Raw genomic sequence first — 14,607 nt, forward strand, 5'->3', positions numbered from 1 at the left:
CCGTGACGAACCGACAGCTGACACCCCACGATCCAACTGTGGGAGCGGGCTTGCTCGCGAAGGCGGCCTAGCAGTCAACACAGTTGGATTGTGTACATATCCATTGCTGCGGTAACGGCCACCTAGGGTTCCGCTCTGACAGCGGCTCACTTTTGAAAAGCGCAAAAGTAAGCAAAACGCTCATGCCCCACCACTCGGCACCTCGCTTAGGCTCGGTGTGCCCGTAATCCGCCAGCGTGGTTTGACGGGGCGCCTAAGATCAAAAGCAGATCAAAAGCAGATCAAGATCAAGAGCGGCTCGCTTCGCATCGTGGAGTGTGTGGCCGGGCGCGGTCGACTGTGGGAGCTGGCTTGCCTGCGAAGGTATCGACTCGGTATACCTGAATCACCGAGTTGACTGGATCGCAGGCAAGCCAGCTCCCACATTCAGACCGTATTGCCAGCCAAAGCCGGCGGTTGTTCAGCCGCGCTCGGGCTGGAAACGCACCACAAAACCGTTGAGGTTCTGCTGGCGACCCAGCAAGTCGCGCAGGCGATCTGCCTCGGCACGCTCGATCAGCGGCCCGACAAACACACGGTTCTTGCCGTCGGCGCTGCGGATATAAGCGTTATACCCCTGGGCACGCAGCTTTTTCTGCAGGGCGTCAGCACTTTCGCGATTGGCCAGGCTGGCCAGTTGGATCGACCAACTGACCGGCAAGCCATTAGGGTCGATGCGGCTCTGGCCCACATCCGGCTTGCCCGGTGCCGCAGGCTGCGGCGCTACCGGTTTGGGCGCTGGCGCAGGTGCGGCCGGCTTGGCAGCAACGGCCGGTGCCGGGGTCGGCTTGACCACCGGGACACTTGGCTGCACCGGCATCGAAGGCGCCTCTTGCGCGGCGACCTCCTCATCGGTGGGCACAGGCTCTTGCGGCAACGCCTGGGGTTCAGGCACCACCACCGGCTCGATCTGAACCTGCGGCACCACCGGTGCCTGGGGCGCAGCGGGGGCTTCAACCACCACTTGGCGCTGTTCGTCTTGACGGGAAAACAGCATCGGCAGAAAGATTACCGCCAACGCCACCAGCACCAGGGCCCCGACCATTCGCTGCTTGTATGCGCTATCCAGTAATGCCATGTGCAGCTTCCTCCGTGGAGCGCCGGGCCAGCCATTCAAGCGCCTCGGCAACACAATAAAATGATCCGAACAACAGGATTTCGTCCTCGGCTGTCGCTACTGCGCACTGCGCCTCCAGGGCGGCAGTGACGCTTGCATACGACGTCACCGGCGCGCCAAGGTTCTGCAAGGCCGTTTCCAACTCAACCGCAGGACGGCTGCGCGGCGTATCCAGCGGCGCAACGGCCCACGACTGGACGTTGGCCAGCAGTGGCGCAACCACGCCGTCCAGGTCCTTGTCGACCAATAACCCGAACACCGCCAGGCGATTGCCCGCCAGTGGGGTACGCGCCAGACGCTGCGCCAGGTACTGCGCAGCATGGGGGTTATGGCCTACATCCAACATCAGGCTCAGGCGTTTGCCTTGCCAGTCGAAGGTTCGGCGATCCAGGCGGCCCACCACTTTGGTTGCCAGCAAGGTCGCGGCGATCTGCGCCGCATCCCACGGCAGGTCCAGCAGCAGATAGGCTTGCAGCGCGAGCGCGGCATTTTCCATCGGCAGGTTCAGCAGCGGCAAATCAAGCAGCTCTACCCGTTGGCCACGTGCATCCTGCCCACGCCATTGCCAATGGGTCTCGCCGATATCCAGAGTGAATTCGCGACCGCGCAGGTAGAACGGGCAATCGAGTTCACGCGCCTTGTCGAGCAAGGGTTGCGGCGGATCCAGGTCACCACACAGCGCCGGACGGCCCTGGCGGAAGATCCCGGCCTTTTCAAAAGACACCGATTCGCGGGTATTGCCCAGGTAATCGGCATGATCGACACCAATGCTGGTTACCAGGGCCAGGTCGGCATCCACCACGTTGACAGTATCCAGGCGCCCGCCGAGGCCGACTTCCAGCACGACCACATCCAGTTGCGCACGCTCGAACAGCCAGAACGCCGCCAGGGTGCCCATCTCGAAATAGGTCAGGGAAGTGTCGCCACGCCCGGCCTCCAGCGCAGCAAAGGCTTCGCACAGCTGGGCATCAGTGGCTTCTACGCCATTGAGTTGCACCCGCTCGTTGTAGCGCAGCAGGTGCGGCGAGCTGTACACGCCGACTTTGAGGCCCTGGGCCTGCAACAGCGCGGCGACAAAGGCACAGGTGGAGCCTTTGCCGTTGGTGCCGGTGACCGTGATCACACGCGGTGCTGGCTGGCCCAACCCGAGGCGGGCCGCTACCTGTTGCGAGCGCTCCAGGCCCATGTCGATGGCGGACGGATGCAACTGCTCAAGGTAGGCGAGCCATTCGCCCAGGGTTCGTTGGGTCATAGGTTTGCAGGCACCGGCGGCACGACGATCGGCTCGACCTTAGGCGCAATGTACACAGGCGTCGGCAGGCCCATCATTTGCGCAAGCAGGCTGCCCAGGCGCGGGCGCAGTTCGCCACGCGGGATGATCAGGTCGATCGCACCGTGCTCCAGCAGGAACTCGCTGCGCTGGAAGCCTTCCGGCAGTTTTTCCCGCACGGTCTGCTCGATCACGCGTGGGCCGGCAAAGCCGATCAGCGCTTTAGGCTCGCCAACGATCACATCGCCCAACATTGCCAGGCTGGCGGATACGCCGCCGTAGACCGGGTCGGTCAGCACGGAGATGAACGGGATGCCTTCTTCACGCAGACGCGCCAGTACCGCCGAGGTCTTGGCCATTTGCATCAGGGAAATCAGGGCTTCCTGCATACGCGCACCACCGGAGGCGGCGAAGCAGATCATCGGGCAACGGTTTTCCAGGGCATAGTTGGCAGCGCGAACAAAGCGCTCACCGACGATGGCGCCCATGGAGCCGCCCATGAAGGAGAATTCGAATGCCGAGACCACCACTGGCATGCCCAGCAGCTTGCCGCTGACCGAAATCAGCGCGTCTTTCTCGCCGGTCTGCTTCTGCGCGCCGACCAGACGGTCCTTGTACTTCTTGCTGTCGCGGAACTTGAGACGGTCAACCGGCTCCAGGTCGGCGCCCAACTCATTACGGCCGTCGGCATCCAGGAAGATGTCGATACGGGCGCGTGCGCCAATACGCATGTGGTGGTTGCACTTGGGGCAAACGTCCAGGGTCTTTTCCAGCTCCGGGCGATACAGCACCGCGTCGCAGGATGGGCATTTGTGCCACAGACCTTCAGGAACCGAGCTTTTCTTCACCTCGGAACGCATGATCGAAGGGATCAGTTTGTCTACTAACCAGTTGCTCATGCTTTCTTTTCTCCAGTACCGGTGGCTTGAACACAGCCCCGCGTATGCCCTTGAGCTAAATTCATATGTGGCGATGACACAGGCGGGACGGGGTCAGACGTTGGACCTGCCATTTCCCGCCCGTATCCTCAGCCTTCCAGACAACCTGCCAGCGCAGGGTTGCCACTTCGTTTCCGGGCCACCCACAGGCGGCGCCGGGCTGTTTTACACAGTGGTAGTTATGGACGGCGGCAGACTGCCAGCCGTCACATCCCACCCCTGCTGTTGCGCACGGCCTGCATGAACGCGCGAATCTTGCTCGGGTCCTTGACCCCCTTGCCCTGCTCCACCCCACCGCTGACGTCCACAGCATAGGGCCGGACCTGTTCGATGGCCGCCTGGACATTCCCCGGGGTGAGCCCACCCGCGAGAATAACCGGCTTGCTCAACCCCTCGGGAATCAGCGACCAGTCGAACGCCTCGCCCGTACCACCGGGTACACCTTCGACGTAGGTATCCAGCAGAATCCCGCGAGCACCGGAATAGGCGGCGCAGGCTGCGGCGATATCGTCCCCGGCCTTGACCCGCAATGCCTTGATGTACGGGCGCTGATAGCTTTCGCATTCCTCTGGCGACTCGTCGCCGTGAAACTGCAACATATCCAGCGCCACCGCATCCAGGGTTTCGTTGAGCTCGCAGCGGCTGGCGTTGACGAACAACCCCACGGTGGTCACGAAGGGCGGCAACGCAGCGATGATCGCCCGCGCCTGCAGCACATTCACCGCCCGTGGGCTCTTGGCATAAAACACCAGGCCAATGGCATCCGCCCCCGCTTCGACTGCCGCCAGCGCGTCTTCTATGCGGGTAATCCCGCAAATCTTGCTGCGAACGGCTGACATGTCGTAGGAACCTCAGGGTTGGACCGAGAAAGTCCCGGATGGTAACAAAAGCTTTTCCGGGCGTCAGCCGCCAAGTTCGCTGAAACCGGTGAGGAAGTGCGGCCCGATATAGCGTTCCGGCAGTTCGAACTCGTCGCGGTACTCCACATCCACCAGATACAGGCCGAACGGATGCGCCGTGACCCCGCCAGTGCGGCGGATGCGGCTTTCCAGCACTTCCTTGGCCCACTCCACCGGGCGCTCACCGGTGCCGATGGTCATCAGCACCCCAGCGATATTGCGCACCATATGATGCAGGAAGGCCCCGGCACGGATATCCAGCACGATCATCTTGCCGTGCCGCGTCACCCGCAGGTGGTGGACTTCCTTGATCGGCGACTTGGCCTGGCACTGCCCGGCACGGAAGGCGCTGAAGTCATGCACCCCCACCAGATGCTGCGCGGCTTCGGCCATGCGCTCGGCATCCAGCGGGCGGTGGTTCCAGGTGATTTCTTCATTGAGGTGCGCCGGGCGGATCTGATCGTTGTAGATCACGTAGCGGTAACGCCGGGCGATGGCCTTGAAACGTGCGTGGAAATGCGCCGGCATGACCTTGGCCCAGCTGACACTGACGTCATGGGGCAAATTGATATTAGCCCCCATCACCCACGCCTTCATCGAACGCTCGGCCTGGGTGTCAAAGTGCACCACTTGGCCACACGCGTGTACGCCAGCGTCGGTACGCCCGGCACACATCAGCGACACCGGCGAGTTGGCGACTTTGGACAGGGCATTTTCCAGGGTTTCCTGCACCGTCAGCACCCCGGAGGCCTGACGCTGCCAGCCGCGATAGCGCGAGCCTTTGTATTCCACGCCCAGGGCGATGCGGTAAAAGCCTGCGGCCGCCATTTCGGCAGCCGCGTTATCTATATTTGCCAAGAACTGTGAGCCTGATGAGTTGCGCAAAGGCGGGCATTATAGGGCGTCAGGGTGCACGAGTGGACTTTAAATGTGGGAGCGGGCTTGCTCGCGAATGCGCCGTATCATCCAGCACATCAGCAGCTGAACCACCGCATTCGCGAGCACGCCGGCTCCCACATTTTTCTGCGTCGGCCGTTAGATTCGGCCGAGCATTTCCTTGGCTTCGCCACGCTGGCCTTCGTCGCCTTCGGTCAGCACTTCGGACAGGATGTCGCGCGCGCCGTCAGGATCGCCCATGTCGATGTACGCCTGGGCCAGGTCAAGCTTGGTGGCCACTTCATTGGTGCCGGAGAGGAAATCGAACTCTGGCTCATCCTCAGCACCCAGCGCGGCATCTTCAGCCGTGAAGGAAGGCCCGATCGGCGGATGTTCCAGGCTCTGGGACAAGCGATCCAGCTCAGCATTGACGTCGTCCAGCTCCGAAGCGAAGGCATCGGGCTTGGCCGCAGGCGCGTTCGGCTCGTCCGCCAGCGACAGGTCAAAATCTTCCGGCAGGTCGAATTCGTCCAGCGCAGCCGGCGTCAGGGTCGGCGGCTCTACCGGCGGTACATCCTTGATCTGCCCTTCAAGGCCTGACAGGAAGTCGTCATCAGATTGCGACGCGGGCGGGTCCAACTGCAGGTCCAGGTCAAAGTCCGAGAGGTCCGGCGCATCGGCCTTGGGCTCGGTCTGTTGTTTGAGCAGCGATTCAAAGGTTTGCTGGTCTTGCGCGATCTCAGCAGGTGAGGCGGCTTCCAGGTCATCCAGGCTCAGGTCGAAATCGGTGTCGAAGGTATCTGCCTGCGGGGCCGGGGCCGGCTTGTCGTCGAGCAGGTCCTTGACGTATTGCGCATCCAGGGCCGCAGCAGCCACTGCGGCACTGACACCCGCCGCCAACACGGCCATGGCCGGGAAGCGCGCCTTGAGCTGCTCGACCTGGGCATGGTTCTCACCGTTGGCCACCAACTGGCGCTCCTGGGTGACGAACCCGTCCTTGTTGTTCTGCAGGCCATAGACTTCCATCAGCTTCAAACGCAGGTCGCTGCGCTTGGGCTCGCGCTTGATGGCTTGTTCAAGCACATCCGCCGCCTGGTTCAGGTGGCCACGGTCGATATGGGACTGGGCCTGGGCCAGGGCGTCGCTGGAATTTTCCTGAGCCACGGCAACCGCCAACGGCGCCAGCACGGAAGCGACCGTCGGCACTACAGCCGGCTCAGCCACCGGCGCAGGTGCTGGCGGCGTTGCGGTGTCGAGCTTGACGCTCGGCGGCGGCACTTCAAGGCCCTCGAAGCTGTCAGGCGGCAGGTCTTGATCGATATTGGAAACGAACCCAGGCTCTTCGGCCAACGCCCGCGCCATGCGCAGGTGTTTTTCTTCTTCGCGACGAGCATTGCGATGGCGGGCCCACAGCAGCAGAAGCAGCAACACCACCAACAGGGCCGCACCGCCAAGAATGCCGAGCACAATCGGGTTGGTCAGCAGGTCGTTGAACTTGCCTTCAGTGCTGGCCGGCGCGGCAGCTGGCTTAACCGGCTCAGGCGCTGGCGCGGGTGTTGCAGCGGGAGCCGCAGGCTCGGCTGCAGGTTCACCCGGCAACTGCGCGGGCATCGTGGCGGTCTGTGGTTCACCCGTTTGCGCCTGCAAACGAGCCAACTGGTCATTCTTCAGTTGGATCAGCTTTTGCAGCTTGTCCAACTGGCTTTGCAAGTCGGCGGCACGGCTTTTCAGTTCTTCGTTGTCGCGCCGCGTGGTGTCGAGCTCTTCTTGGGTCATCGCCAGCTTGTCGCTCAGGGCGCGGCTGTCACCGACGGTGCCCTTCGCGCCTTTTTTGGCGGCCTCTGCCGACACCAGGCTCAAATTGTCCTTGGCCTGGGTGCTCGACGGCGCATTGCCGGCCTGGGTGCGCTTGGTCGCATCCAACTGCGGCTTGCCGGCCACTTGGCTCTGAGGGCCACGGCGGCCCTGGCGCCAGGCGGCGTTCTGCGCGCTCACTTCGGCAATCGCTTGCGGCTGCGCCAGGGCGGTGCTTTGCGTAGCGTCCGGCAGGCGCAGGACCTGGCCGGTTTTCAGGCGGTTGATGTTGCCGTCAAGAAAGGCATCCGGGTTAAGCGCCTGAATGGCCAGCATCGTTTGCTGGACCGAGGCGCCATTGCGGTTCTTTGCGGCAATTTCCCACAAGGTGTCGCGGGACGTGGTGGTGTGCTGGGCAGGCGCGCTGGCGGCAGGTGCGGTACTGGCTGGCGCGGTGCTGGCCGGCGCGCTCGCCGTCGGGGCCGGCTGGTCGAACTTGGCCGGGTCGAGCAGCACGCTGTAGTCACGCATCAAACGGCCATTGGGCCATTGCACCTGCATGAGGAAGCGCACATAGGAATCGGGCAGCGGCTTGCTGGAAGTCACGCGCACCACGCTGCGACCTTCGGGGTTGATCACCGGGGTGAACGTCAGGTCATCGAGGAACGCCTGGCGATCGACACCCGCGTCCACGAAGGCCTGGGCAGACGCCAGGCTGGGGGTGATCTCGGACGCCGTGAGGCCGCCCACATCGCGCAATTCGATTTCCACGGACAGCGGCTGGTTCAACTTCGACTTGAGGGTCATCTCCCCAAGTTGCAGCGCCTGCGCCATACCGGAGGACAGCGCCGAGGCGGCCGCTATTGCTAACACCAGTTTGCGAACTTGAACCATAGCCTCATCCTTTGTTTGAACGCTTCCCGCCCTGCGAGAAGGTTGGTAACCGCTGCCATTAGGCATGGCGAGCCGATAGGTCACCGACGCGCTTGTGTTTCACTTGGGACCAAGCATAGCGCCTGGTTAGAATCAATCTACAAATTGCCGCCAAGTATCTTTTACACAAGGCCTTTTATCAACAACTGCGCCAGCTCCACGGCGTTCAAGGCCGAGCCTTTGCGTACGTTATCTGACGTCAGCCAAAGATTTAGTTCCGCCGGGTCGTCGATACCGGCGCGAACTCGCCCTACGTACACCACGTCCTGGCCAACGGCATCACCTACGGCCGTGGGGTAATCGCCCTCCTCGACCAGCTCGATACCCGGCGCAGCCTCGAGGGCGCGGTTCACCGCGGCCAGGTCGACCGGCGCGGCCAGTTGCAGCGACACAGTCAGGCTATCGCCGAAAAACACCGGGGCTTGAACGCAGGTGGCGGAAATCTTTAGTAAAGGTGTTTCCAGCACGGCGCGCAGTTCGTGGACGAGACGTTTCTCCAGGGCGGTATGACCTTGGACGTCTGGCGTGCCGACTTGCGCCAGCAGGTTGAACGCCACTTGCCGATCGAAGAACGCCGGCTCCAACGGGCGCACGTTCAACAGTTCGGCGGTCTGGCGCGCCAACTCGCTGACGGCCTCGCGGCCCTGGGCAGAGATTGCCAGATTGGCGGTGACGCTGACGCGCTGGATGTCCACCACCCCACGCAACGGCGCAAGCACTACCGCAAGGTAGGTGGCACAGGGGCTCGGGCTGCCGAGCTGGAAAGGCTTTTTCAACCCGTCCAGCACATGGGCGTTGGCCTGCGGCACCACTTGCGGGGCCTGCTCGGCGGGCAATGCGCCAGACAAATCGATCACCGCGCAACCAGCGGCGGTGGCGCGCGGGGCGAAGCTCAGGGTCACCGCTGGGCCTGCGGCGAAGAACGCCAACTGCACCTTGCTGAAGTCAAACGTGTCGACTTCTTTGACCCGCACGTTCTTGCCCCGAAACGGCACCGAAGCCCCCGCCGAGTTGCTGCCCGCCAGCAGGTACAAGGTGCCCACCGGGAACTCCAGCTCTTCGAGAATCTGCACCAGGGTTTCGCCAACGGTACCGGTGGCGCCGATCACGGCGATTTCAAAGGTCTGGGTCATGGGATTGCCTCGGGCATTACGGGGGAGCGGCACTTTACCGGGTGGCTGGGGGTGAGGCAATTAGCCTGAGGCTGCTGGTGTGGCTGATGGCCCCTTCGCGAGCAAGCCCGCTCCCACATTTAACCGAGTCTCCTCAGTTGAAATGCACTCAAATGTGTGCGGGCTTGCTCGCGAAGAGGCCCTGAAAGGCAACAAAAAACCCGCGCCTGTCACCAGAACGCGGGTTTCTGTTATTGCCTCAAGCGATCAACGCTCCAGCAAAATCCGCAACATGCGACGCAACGGCTCAGCCGCGCCCCACAGCAGTTGGTCGCCGACGGTGAACGCGCCGAGGAACTGGCTGCCCATGTTCAGCTTGCGCAGACGGCCCACCGGTACATTCAGGGTGCCGGTGACCTTGGTCGGGCTCAGCTCCTGCATGCTGATATCGCGGTTGTTCGGCACCAGCTTGACCCAAGGATTGTGCTGGCTGATCAGCCCTTCGATATCGGCGATCGGCACGTCTTTGTTCAGCTTGATGGTCAGCGCCTGGCTGTGGCAACGCATGGCGCCAATGCGCACGCAGATGCCATCCACCGGGATCGGGTTCTTGAAGCGACCCAGGATCTTGTTGGTTTCGGCCTGAGCCTTCCACTCCTCGCGGCTCTGGCCGTTAGGCAGTTCCTTGTCGATCCACGGGATCAAGCTACCGGCCAATGGCACGCCAAAGTTCTCGGTCGGGTAAGCGTCGCTGCGCATGGCCTCGGCCACACGGCGGTCGATGTCGAGGATCGCGCTGGCCGGGTCAGCCAGTTGATCGGCGACAGCGGCGTGGGTCGCGCCCATCTGCTTGATCAGTTCACGCATGTTCTGCGCGCCGGCGCCGGAGGCCGCCTGATAAGTCATGGCGCTCATCCACTCCACCAGGCCGGCTTCGAACAGGCCGCCCAGGCCCATTAGCATCAGGCTGACGGTGCAGTTGCCGCCCACGTAGTTCTTGGTGCCGGCGTCCAATTGCTGGTCGATGACCTTGCGGTTGACCGGGTCGAGGATGATCACTGCGTCGTCCTGCATGCGCAGGCTCGAGGCGGCGTCGATCCAGTAACCCTGCCAGCCGGCTTCGCGCAGCTTGGGGAAGACTTCGCTGGTGTAGTCGCCACCCTGGCAGGTCAGGATCACGTCGAGGCTCTTCAACTCTTCAATGCTGTAGGCATCCTTGAGCGGGGCAATATCCTTGCCCACGGACGGCCCTTGGCCACCTACGTTCGAAGTGGTGAAAAACACCGGCTCAATAAGATCGAAATCCTGCTCTTCCAGCATCCGCTGCATGAGCACGGAACCGACCATACCGCGCCAACCGATCAGACCTACACGTTTCATCGCAACTACACCTTGTTAAAAAGTGGGCCGCCTTGCAGCAACAACTGCAAGCGGGCCCGAGAGATTACAGATTCCGCAGCGCGGCGACTACTGCGTCGCCCATTTCTTGCGTCCCGACCTTGGTGCAACCCTGGGACCAGATGTCGCCGGTGCGCAAGCCCTGATCCAGCACCAGGCTGACGGCCTTCTCGATGGCGTCCGCGGCATCGCTCAGGTTGAAGCTGTAACGCAGCATCATCGACACCGACAAAATGGTCGCCAACGGGTTGGCAATGCCCTGCCCCGCGATGTCTGGCGCCGAACCGTGGCACGGCTCGTACATGCCTTTGTTGTTGGTATCCAGGGATGCCGACGGCAGCATTCCGATGGAACCAGTGAGCATCGACGCCTGGTCGGACAGGATGTCGCCGAACAGGTTGTCGGTGACAATCACGTCGAACTGCTTGGGCGCGCGCACCAGTTGCATGGCGGCGTTGTCGACGTACATGTGGCTCAGTTCGACGTCCGGGTAGTCCTTGGCGACTTCTTCGACGATTTCACGCCACAGTTGGCTGGAGGCCAGCACGTTGGCTTTATCCACCGAGCAGACTTTTTTGCCGCGCACGCGCGCCATGTCGAAACCGACACGGGCGATACGGCGGATTTCGCTCTCGCTGTACGGCAGCGTGTCGTAGGCCTGGCGTTCGCCATTGTCCAACTCGCGCACGCCCCGTGGCGAGCCGAAGTAGATACCGCCGGTCAGCTCACGCACGATGAGGATATCCAGGCCCGCCACCACTTCTGGCTTGAGGCTCGACGCGTCAGCCAGTTGCGGGTAGAGGATGGCCGGGCGCAGGTTGCCGAACAGGCCCAGTTGCGCACGAATTTTCAGCAGGCCGCGCTCAGGGCGGATGTCACGCTCGATCTTGTCCCATTTCGGCCCACCCACGGCGCCGAGCAACACGGCATCGGCAGCGCGGGCGCGGTCCAGGGTCTCGTCAGCCAGGGGCACGCCGTGCTTGTCGATGGCCGCGCCGCCGATCACGTCGTGGCTCAGTTCGAAGCCCAGGCTGTACTTGCTGTTGGCAAGCTCAAGGACCTTGACCGCTTCGGCCATGATTTCCGGACCAATACCGTCGCCAGGGAGAATCAGAATCTGCTTGCTCATGCGTTCCTCATTTCATCAAGCGACCCGCCCGCGGGCAGGTCGGGAAAAATCAATCAGCGTTCGGCGAAGACCACCAGCACATCGGTGCTGAAGGTGCCGTCGGCTTGAATTTCGTAATAATCGCGCACTTCCTGACCCATCGCCTTTTGCAGCTCAAGGATTGCTGCACGCAGTACCTCTGGCGTGCGCATGCGCTCAACCCACGAGGTGTATTCCAGGCGCAAGCGCTGGCGGCTGCTGTTGCGTACGTGCAGGCCGGCCTCACTCAACTGGCGCATCCACTCGGCGCCCGAGTAATCACGCACGTGGCTGGTGTCGCGCAGCACTTCGACGGTTTGCAGGTAAGTGTCCAACAGTGGGCTGCCCGGTGACAAGACATCCACAAATGCCGCCACGCCGCCCGGCTTGAGCACCCGGCGCACTTCACGCAGGGCCAGGCCGAGGTCGCTCCAGTGATGGGCCGAGTAACGGCTGAACACGAAGTCGAATTCGCCATCGGCGAAGGGCAGGCGCTCAGCGGCGCCGTGCACGGTGCGGATGTTGGCCAGGTTGCGGTCTTTGGCGGCGGCGGCCACCACGTCGAGCATAGGCTGGGACAGGTCGTAGGCCACCACCTCTTTGACCAAAGGCGCCACGTGGAAGCTGACATGACCGGCACCGCAGCCCAGGTCCAGCAGGCGTGCAGCGCCCTGCCCGGCCAGTTCGGCTTGCAGCACGGCGAATTCGGTGCCCTGGGCGTGTACGGCGCTGCTCAGGTAGGCCGAGGCTTGCTCGCCGAATTGTTTTTGCACGACTTGGGTGTGGGCGGTGGTGGTCATGGTGGCTTTCCTTGAGAGTTGTGTTGCTTGTGCTGCCGCCTTCGCGAGCAAGCCCGCTCCCACATTCGACCGAGTTTCTTCAGTTGAAATGCAATCAAATGTGGGAGCGGGCTTGCTCGCGAAGGGGCCAGCGCGGCCTACATAACGTCAGGCATCGCGAAACAACCAGGGCTGGCTCGCCCGGTGCTTGGCTTCAAACGCAGCAATCGCATCGCCGTCCTGCAAGGTCAGGCCGATGTCGTCCAGGCCGTTGATCAGGCAGTGCTTGCGGAAGGCATCCACCTCAAAGTGGTACACCTTGCCATCCGGGCGGGTCACGGTTTGCGCGGCCAGGTCCACCGTCAGTTGGTAGCCCACATTGGCTTCCACCTGCTGGAACAGCTCGTCCACTTCGGCATCGCTCAAGATGATCGGCAATAAGCCGTTCTTGAAGCTGTTGTTGAAGAAGATATCGGCGTAGCTCGGCGCGATGATGCTGCGAAAGCCGTACTCTTCCAGGGCCCAAGGCGCGTGCTCGCGGCTGGAACCGCAGCCGAAGTTTTCCCGGGCCAGCAACACGCTGGCGCCCTGGTAGCGCTCGGCGTTGAGCACGAAGTCCTTGTTCAGCGGGCGCTTGGAGTTGTCCTGGTAGGCGTAGCCCACGTCCAGGTAGCGCCACTCGTCGAACAGGTTAGGGCCGAAACCGGTGCGCTTGATCGACTTCAAGAATTGCTTGGGGATGATCTGGTCGGTGTCTACGTTGGCACGGTCCAACGGCGCTACAAGGCCTGTGTGTTGGGTAAAAGCTCTCATCGGGTTTTCCTCAGATCAATTCGCGAACGTCGATGAAACGACCGTTGACGGCAGCGGCGGCGGCCATGGCCGGGCTCACCAGGTGGGTACGCCCACCCGCGCCTTGGCGCCCTTCGAAGTTACGGTTGGAGGTCGACGCGCAATGCTCGCCTGACTCCAGGCGGTCCGGGTTCATCGCCAGGCACATCGAGCAGCCCGGCTCACGCCATTCAAAACCGGCTTCGAGGAAGATCTTGTCCAGGCCTTCGGCTTCCGCCTGGGCTTTAACCAGCCCGGAACCTGGTACCACAATGGCTTGCTTGATGGTCGAGGCTACCTTGCGGCCCTTGGCGATCACCGCCGCGGCGCGCAGGTCTTCGATCCGCGAGTTGGTGCAGGAGCCGATAAATACGCGGTCCAACTGGATGTCGGTGATCGCCTGGTTGGCGGTCAACCCCATGTATTTCAAGGCGCGCTCGATGGAGCCGCGCTTGACCAGGTCGGCCTCTTTGGCCGGGTCCGGCACGTTCTGGTCAACGGCCAAGACCATTTCCGGCGAAGTGCCCCAGCTGACTTGCGGCTTGATCTGCGCAGCGTCGAGTTCGACCACGGTGTCGAACACCGCATCGGCGTCCGAGACCAGGTCTTTCCAGGCTTCGACGGCGGCGTCCCAATCGGCGCCTTGCGGCGCGAACGGGCGACCCTTGACGTATTCGACGGTCTTTTCGTCCGCCGCCACCATGCCCACGCGGGCACCGGCTTCGATGGACATGTTGCAGATGGTCATGCGGCCTTCGATGGACAGGTCGCGGATTGCACTGCCGGCGAACTCGATGGCATGGCCGTTACCACCGGCAGTGCCGATCTTGCCGATCACGGCGAGCACGATGTCTTTGGCGGTCACGCCAAACGGCAATTGGCCTTCGACACGCACCAGCATGTTCTTCATTTTCTTGGCCACCAGGCACTGGGTGGCGAACACATGTTCCACCTCGGAAGTGCCGATGCCATGGGCCAGGGCGCCGAACGCACCATGGGTGGAGGTATGGGAGTCACCGCAGACCACGGTCATGCCCGGCAAGGTTGCACCCTGCTCCGGGCCGATGACATGGACGATGCCTTGGCGCACGTCGTTCATCTTGAATTCGGTGATGCCGTACTCGTCGCAATAGTCGTCGAGGGTCTGCACCTGCAACCGCGAGACCTGGTCGGCAATGGCTTCGATGCCGCCCTTGCGCTCAGGGGTGGTTGGCACGTTGTGGTCCGGCGTGGCGATGATGGAGCCGACGCGCCAAGGCTTGCGCCCGGCCAGTCGCAGGCCTTCGAACGCTTGGGGCGAGGTCACTTCATGGATGATGTGACGGTCGATATAGATCAGCGACGATCCATCATCGCGACGTTTCACTTCATGGGAATCCCAAAGCTTGTCGTAAAGCGTTTTGCCGGCCATCAGTCGGTCCTCATCAGCGGTGCTTCTATACGCCGGGCTTTTCAATAACCCTTTGGCTTGTGA

Annotated in this window: 12 protein-coding genes; all 12 read right to left on the reverse strand. The window is 62.5% G+C overall.

Annotated features, from left to right (window positions below):
- Positions 1 to 460 precede the first annotated feature (460 nt).
- Complete coding sequence (locus N2A98_RS17425) at positions 461 to 1,117, reverse strand: SPOR domain-containing protein (RefSeq protein WP_032896150.1); 657 nt, start codon at positions 1,115 to 1,117, stop codon at positions 461 to 463.
- Entirely contained in the window at positions 1,101 to 2,408 is a 1,308-nt protein-coding gene (gene folC / locus N2A98_RS17430) for a bifunctional tetrahydrofolate synthase/dihydrofolate synthase (protein ID WP_275622410.1), read from the reverse strand. Before folC ends, N2A98_RS17425 begins: the two co-directional genes overlap by 17 nt.
- Entirely contained in the window at positions 2,405 to 3,325 is a 921-nt protein-coding gene (gene accD / locus N2A98_RS17435; protein WP_003192545.1) for an acetyl-CoA carboxylase, carboxyltransferase subunit beta, read from the reverse strand. The genes folC and accD overlap by 4 nt, the downstream gene beginning before the upstream one ends.
- A gap of 245 nt (positions 3,326 to 3,570) precedes the next feature.
- Entirely contained in the window at positions 3,571 to 4,203 is a 633-nt protein-coding gene (locus tag N2A98_RS17440; protein ID WP_044274700.1) for a phosphoribosylanthranilate isomerase, read from the reverse strand.
- A 63-nt stretch (positions 4,204 to 4,266) separates the two neighbouring features.
- The gene (gene truA, locus N2A98_RS17445) at positions 4,267 to 5,091 is read right to left on the reverse strand and encodes a tRNA pseudouridine(38-40) synthase TruA (protein WP_078803477.1); all 825 of its coding nucleotides are present in this window, start codon (positions 5,089 to 5,091) and stop codon (positions 4,267 to 4,269) included.
- Between the two features lie 207 nt (positions 5,092 to 5,298).
- Positions 5,299 to 7,827 carry a FimV/HubP family polar landmark protein gene (locus N2A98_RS17450; RefSeq protein WP_275622411.1) on the reverse strand — a complete coding sequence of 843 codons (2,529 nt, stop codon included), beginning with the start codon at positions 7,825 to 7,827 and terminating at the stop codon, positions 5,299 to 5,301.
- A gap of 161 nt (positions 7,828 to 7,988) precedes the next feature.
- Positions 7,989 to 8,999 carry an aspartate-semialdehyde dehydrogenase gene (locus N2A98_RS17455; protein WP_275622412.1) on the reverse strand — a complete coding sequence of 337 codons (1,011 nt, stop codon included), beginning with the start codon at positions 8,997 to 8,999 and terminating at the stop codon, positions 7,989 to 7,991.
- Between the two features lie 246 nt (positions 9,000 to 9,245).
- Positions 9,246 to 10,358 carry an aspartate-semialdehyde dehydrogenase gene (gene asd, locus N2A98_RS17460; RefSeq protein WP_003192554.1) on the reverse strand — a complete coding sequence of 371 codons (1,113 nt, stop codon included), beginning with the start codon at positions 10,356 to 10,358 and terminating at the stop codon, positions 9,246 to 9,248.
- 64 nt (positions 10,359 to 10,422) lie between these two features.
- Positions 10,423 to 11,505, reverse strand: a complete 1,083-nt coding sequence (leuB, locus tag N2A98_RS17465) for a 3-isopropylmalate dehydrogenase (protein WP_044274704.1) — start codon at positions 11,503 to 11,505, stop codon at positions 10,423 to 10,425.
- A gap of 53 nt (positions 11,506 to 11,558) precedes the next feature.
- Positions 11,559 to 12,323: a class I SAM-dependent methyltransferase gene (locus tag N2A98_RS17470; protein ID WP_069558498.1), complete on the reverse strand. Its 765-nt coding sequence runs from the start codon at positions 12,321 to 12,323 to the stop codon at positions 11,559 to 11,561.
- Between the two features lie 147 nt (positions 12,324 to 12,470).
- Complete coding sequence (leuD, locus tag N2A98_RS17475) at positions 12,471 to 13,115, reverse strand: 3-isopropylmalate dehydratase small subunit (RefSeq protein WP_003192559.1); 645 nt, start codon at positions 13,113 to 13,115, stop codon at positions 12,471 to 12,473.
- Positions 13,116 to 13,125: 10 nt separating this feature from the next.
- A complete protein-coding gene (gene leuC, locus N2A98_RS17480) occupies positions 13,126 to 14,544 on the reverse strand; it encodes a 3-isopropylmalate dehydratase large subunit (RefSeq protein ID WP_275622413.1) in 1,419 nt (472 codons plus the stop codon).
- Positions 14,545 to 14,607: the final 63 nt, after the last annotated feature.

Source organism: Pseudomonas sp. FJ2-5-13 (assembly GCF_029201605.1).
Taxonomy (GTDB): Bacteria; Pseudomonadota; Gammaproteobacteria; order Pseudomonadales; family Pseudomonadaceae; genus Aquipseudomonas; species Aquipseudomonas lactis.

Bases quoted from the DNA above. Each gene is read 5' to 3' on its own strand.
- N2A98_RS17425 (WP_032896150.1), bottom strand. From the start codon at position 1,117: ATGGCATTACTGGATAGCGCATACAAGCAGCGAATGGTCGGGGCCCTG.
- folC (WP_275622410.1), bottom strand. From the start codon at position 2,408: ATGACCCAACGAACCCTGGGCGAATGGCTCGCCTACCTTGAGCAGTTG.
- accD (WP_003192545.1), bottom strand. From the start codon at position 3,325: ATGAGCAACTGGTTAGTAGACAAACTGATCCCTTCGATCATGCGTTCC.
- N2A98_RS17440 (WP_044274700.1), bottom strand. From the start codon at position 4,203: ATGTCAGCCGTTCGCAGCAAGATTTGCGGGATTACCCGCATAGAAGAC.
- truA (WP_078803477.1), bottom strand. From the start codon at position 5,091: ATGGCGGCCGCAGGCTTTTACCGCATCGCCCTGGGCGTGGAATACAAA.
- N2A98_RS17450 (WP_275622411.1), bottom strand. From the start codon at position 7,827: ATGGTTCAAGTTCGCAAACTGGTGTTAGCAATAGCGGCCGCCTCGGCG.
- N2A98_RS17455 (WP_275622412.1), bottom strand. From the start codon at position 8,999: ATGACCCAGACCTTTGAAATCGCCGTGATCGGCGCCACCGGTACCGTT.
- asd (WP_003192554.1), bottom strand. From the start codon at position 10,358: ATGAAACGTGTAGGTCTGATCGGTTGGCGCGGTATGGTCGGTTCCGTG.
- leuB (WP_044274704.1), bottom strand. From the start codon at position 11,505: ATGAGCAAGCAGATTCTGATTCTCCCTGGCGACGGTATTGGTCCGGAA.
- N2A98_RS17470 (WP_069558498.1), bottom strand. From the start codon at position 12,323: ATGACCACCACCGCCCACACCCAAGTCGTGCAAAAACAATTCGGCGAG.
- leuD (WP_003192559.1), bottom strand. From the start codon at position 13,115: ATGAGAGCTTTTACCCAACACACAGGCCTTGTAGCGCCGTTGGACCGT.
- leuC (WP_275622413.1), bottom strand. From the start codon at position 14,544: ATGGCCGGCAAAACGCTTTACGACAAGCTTTGGGATTCCCATGAAGTG.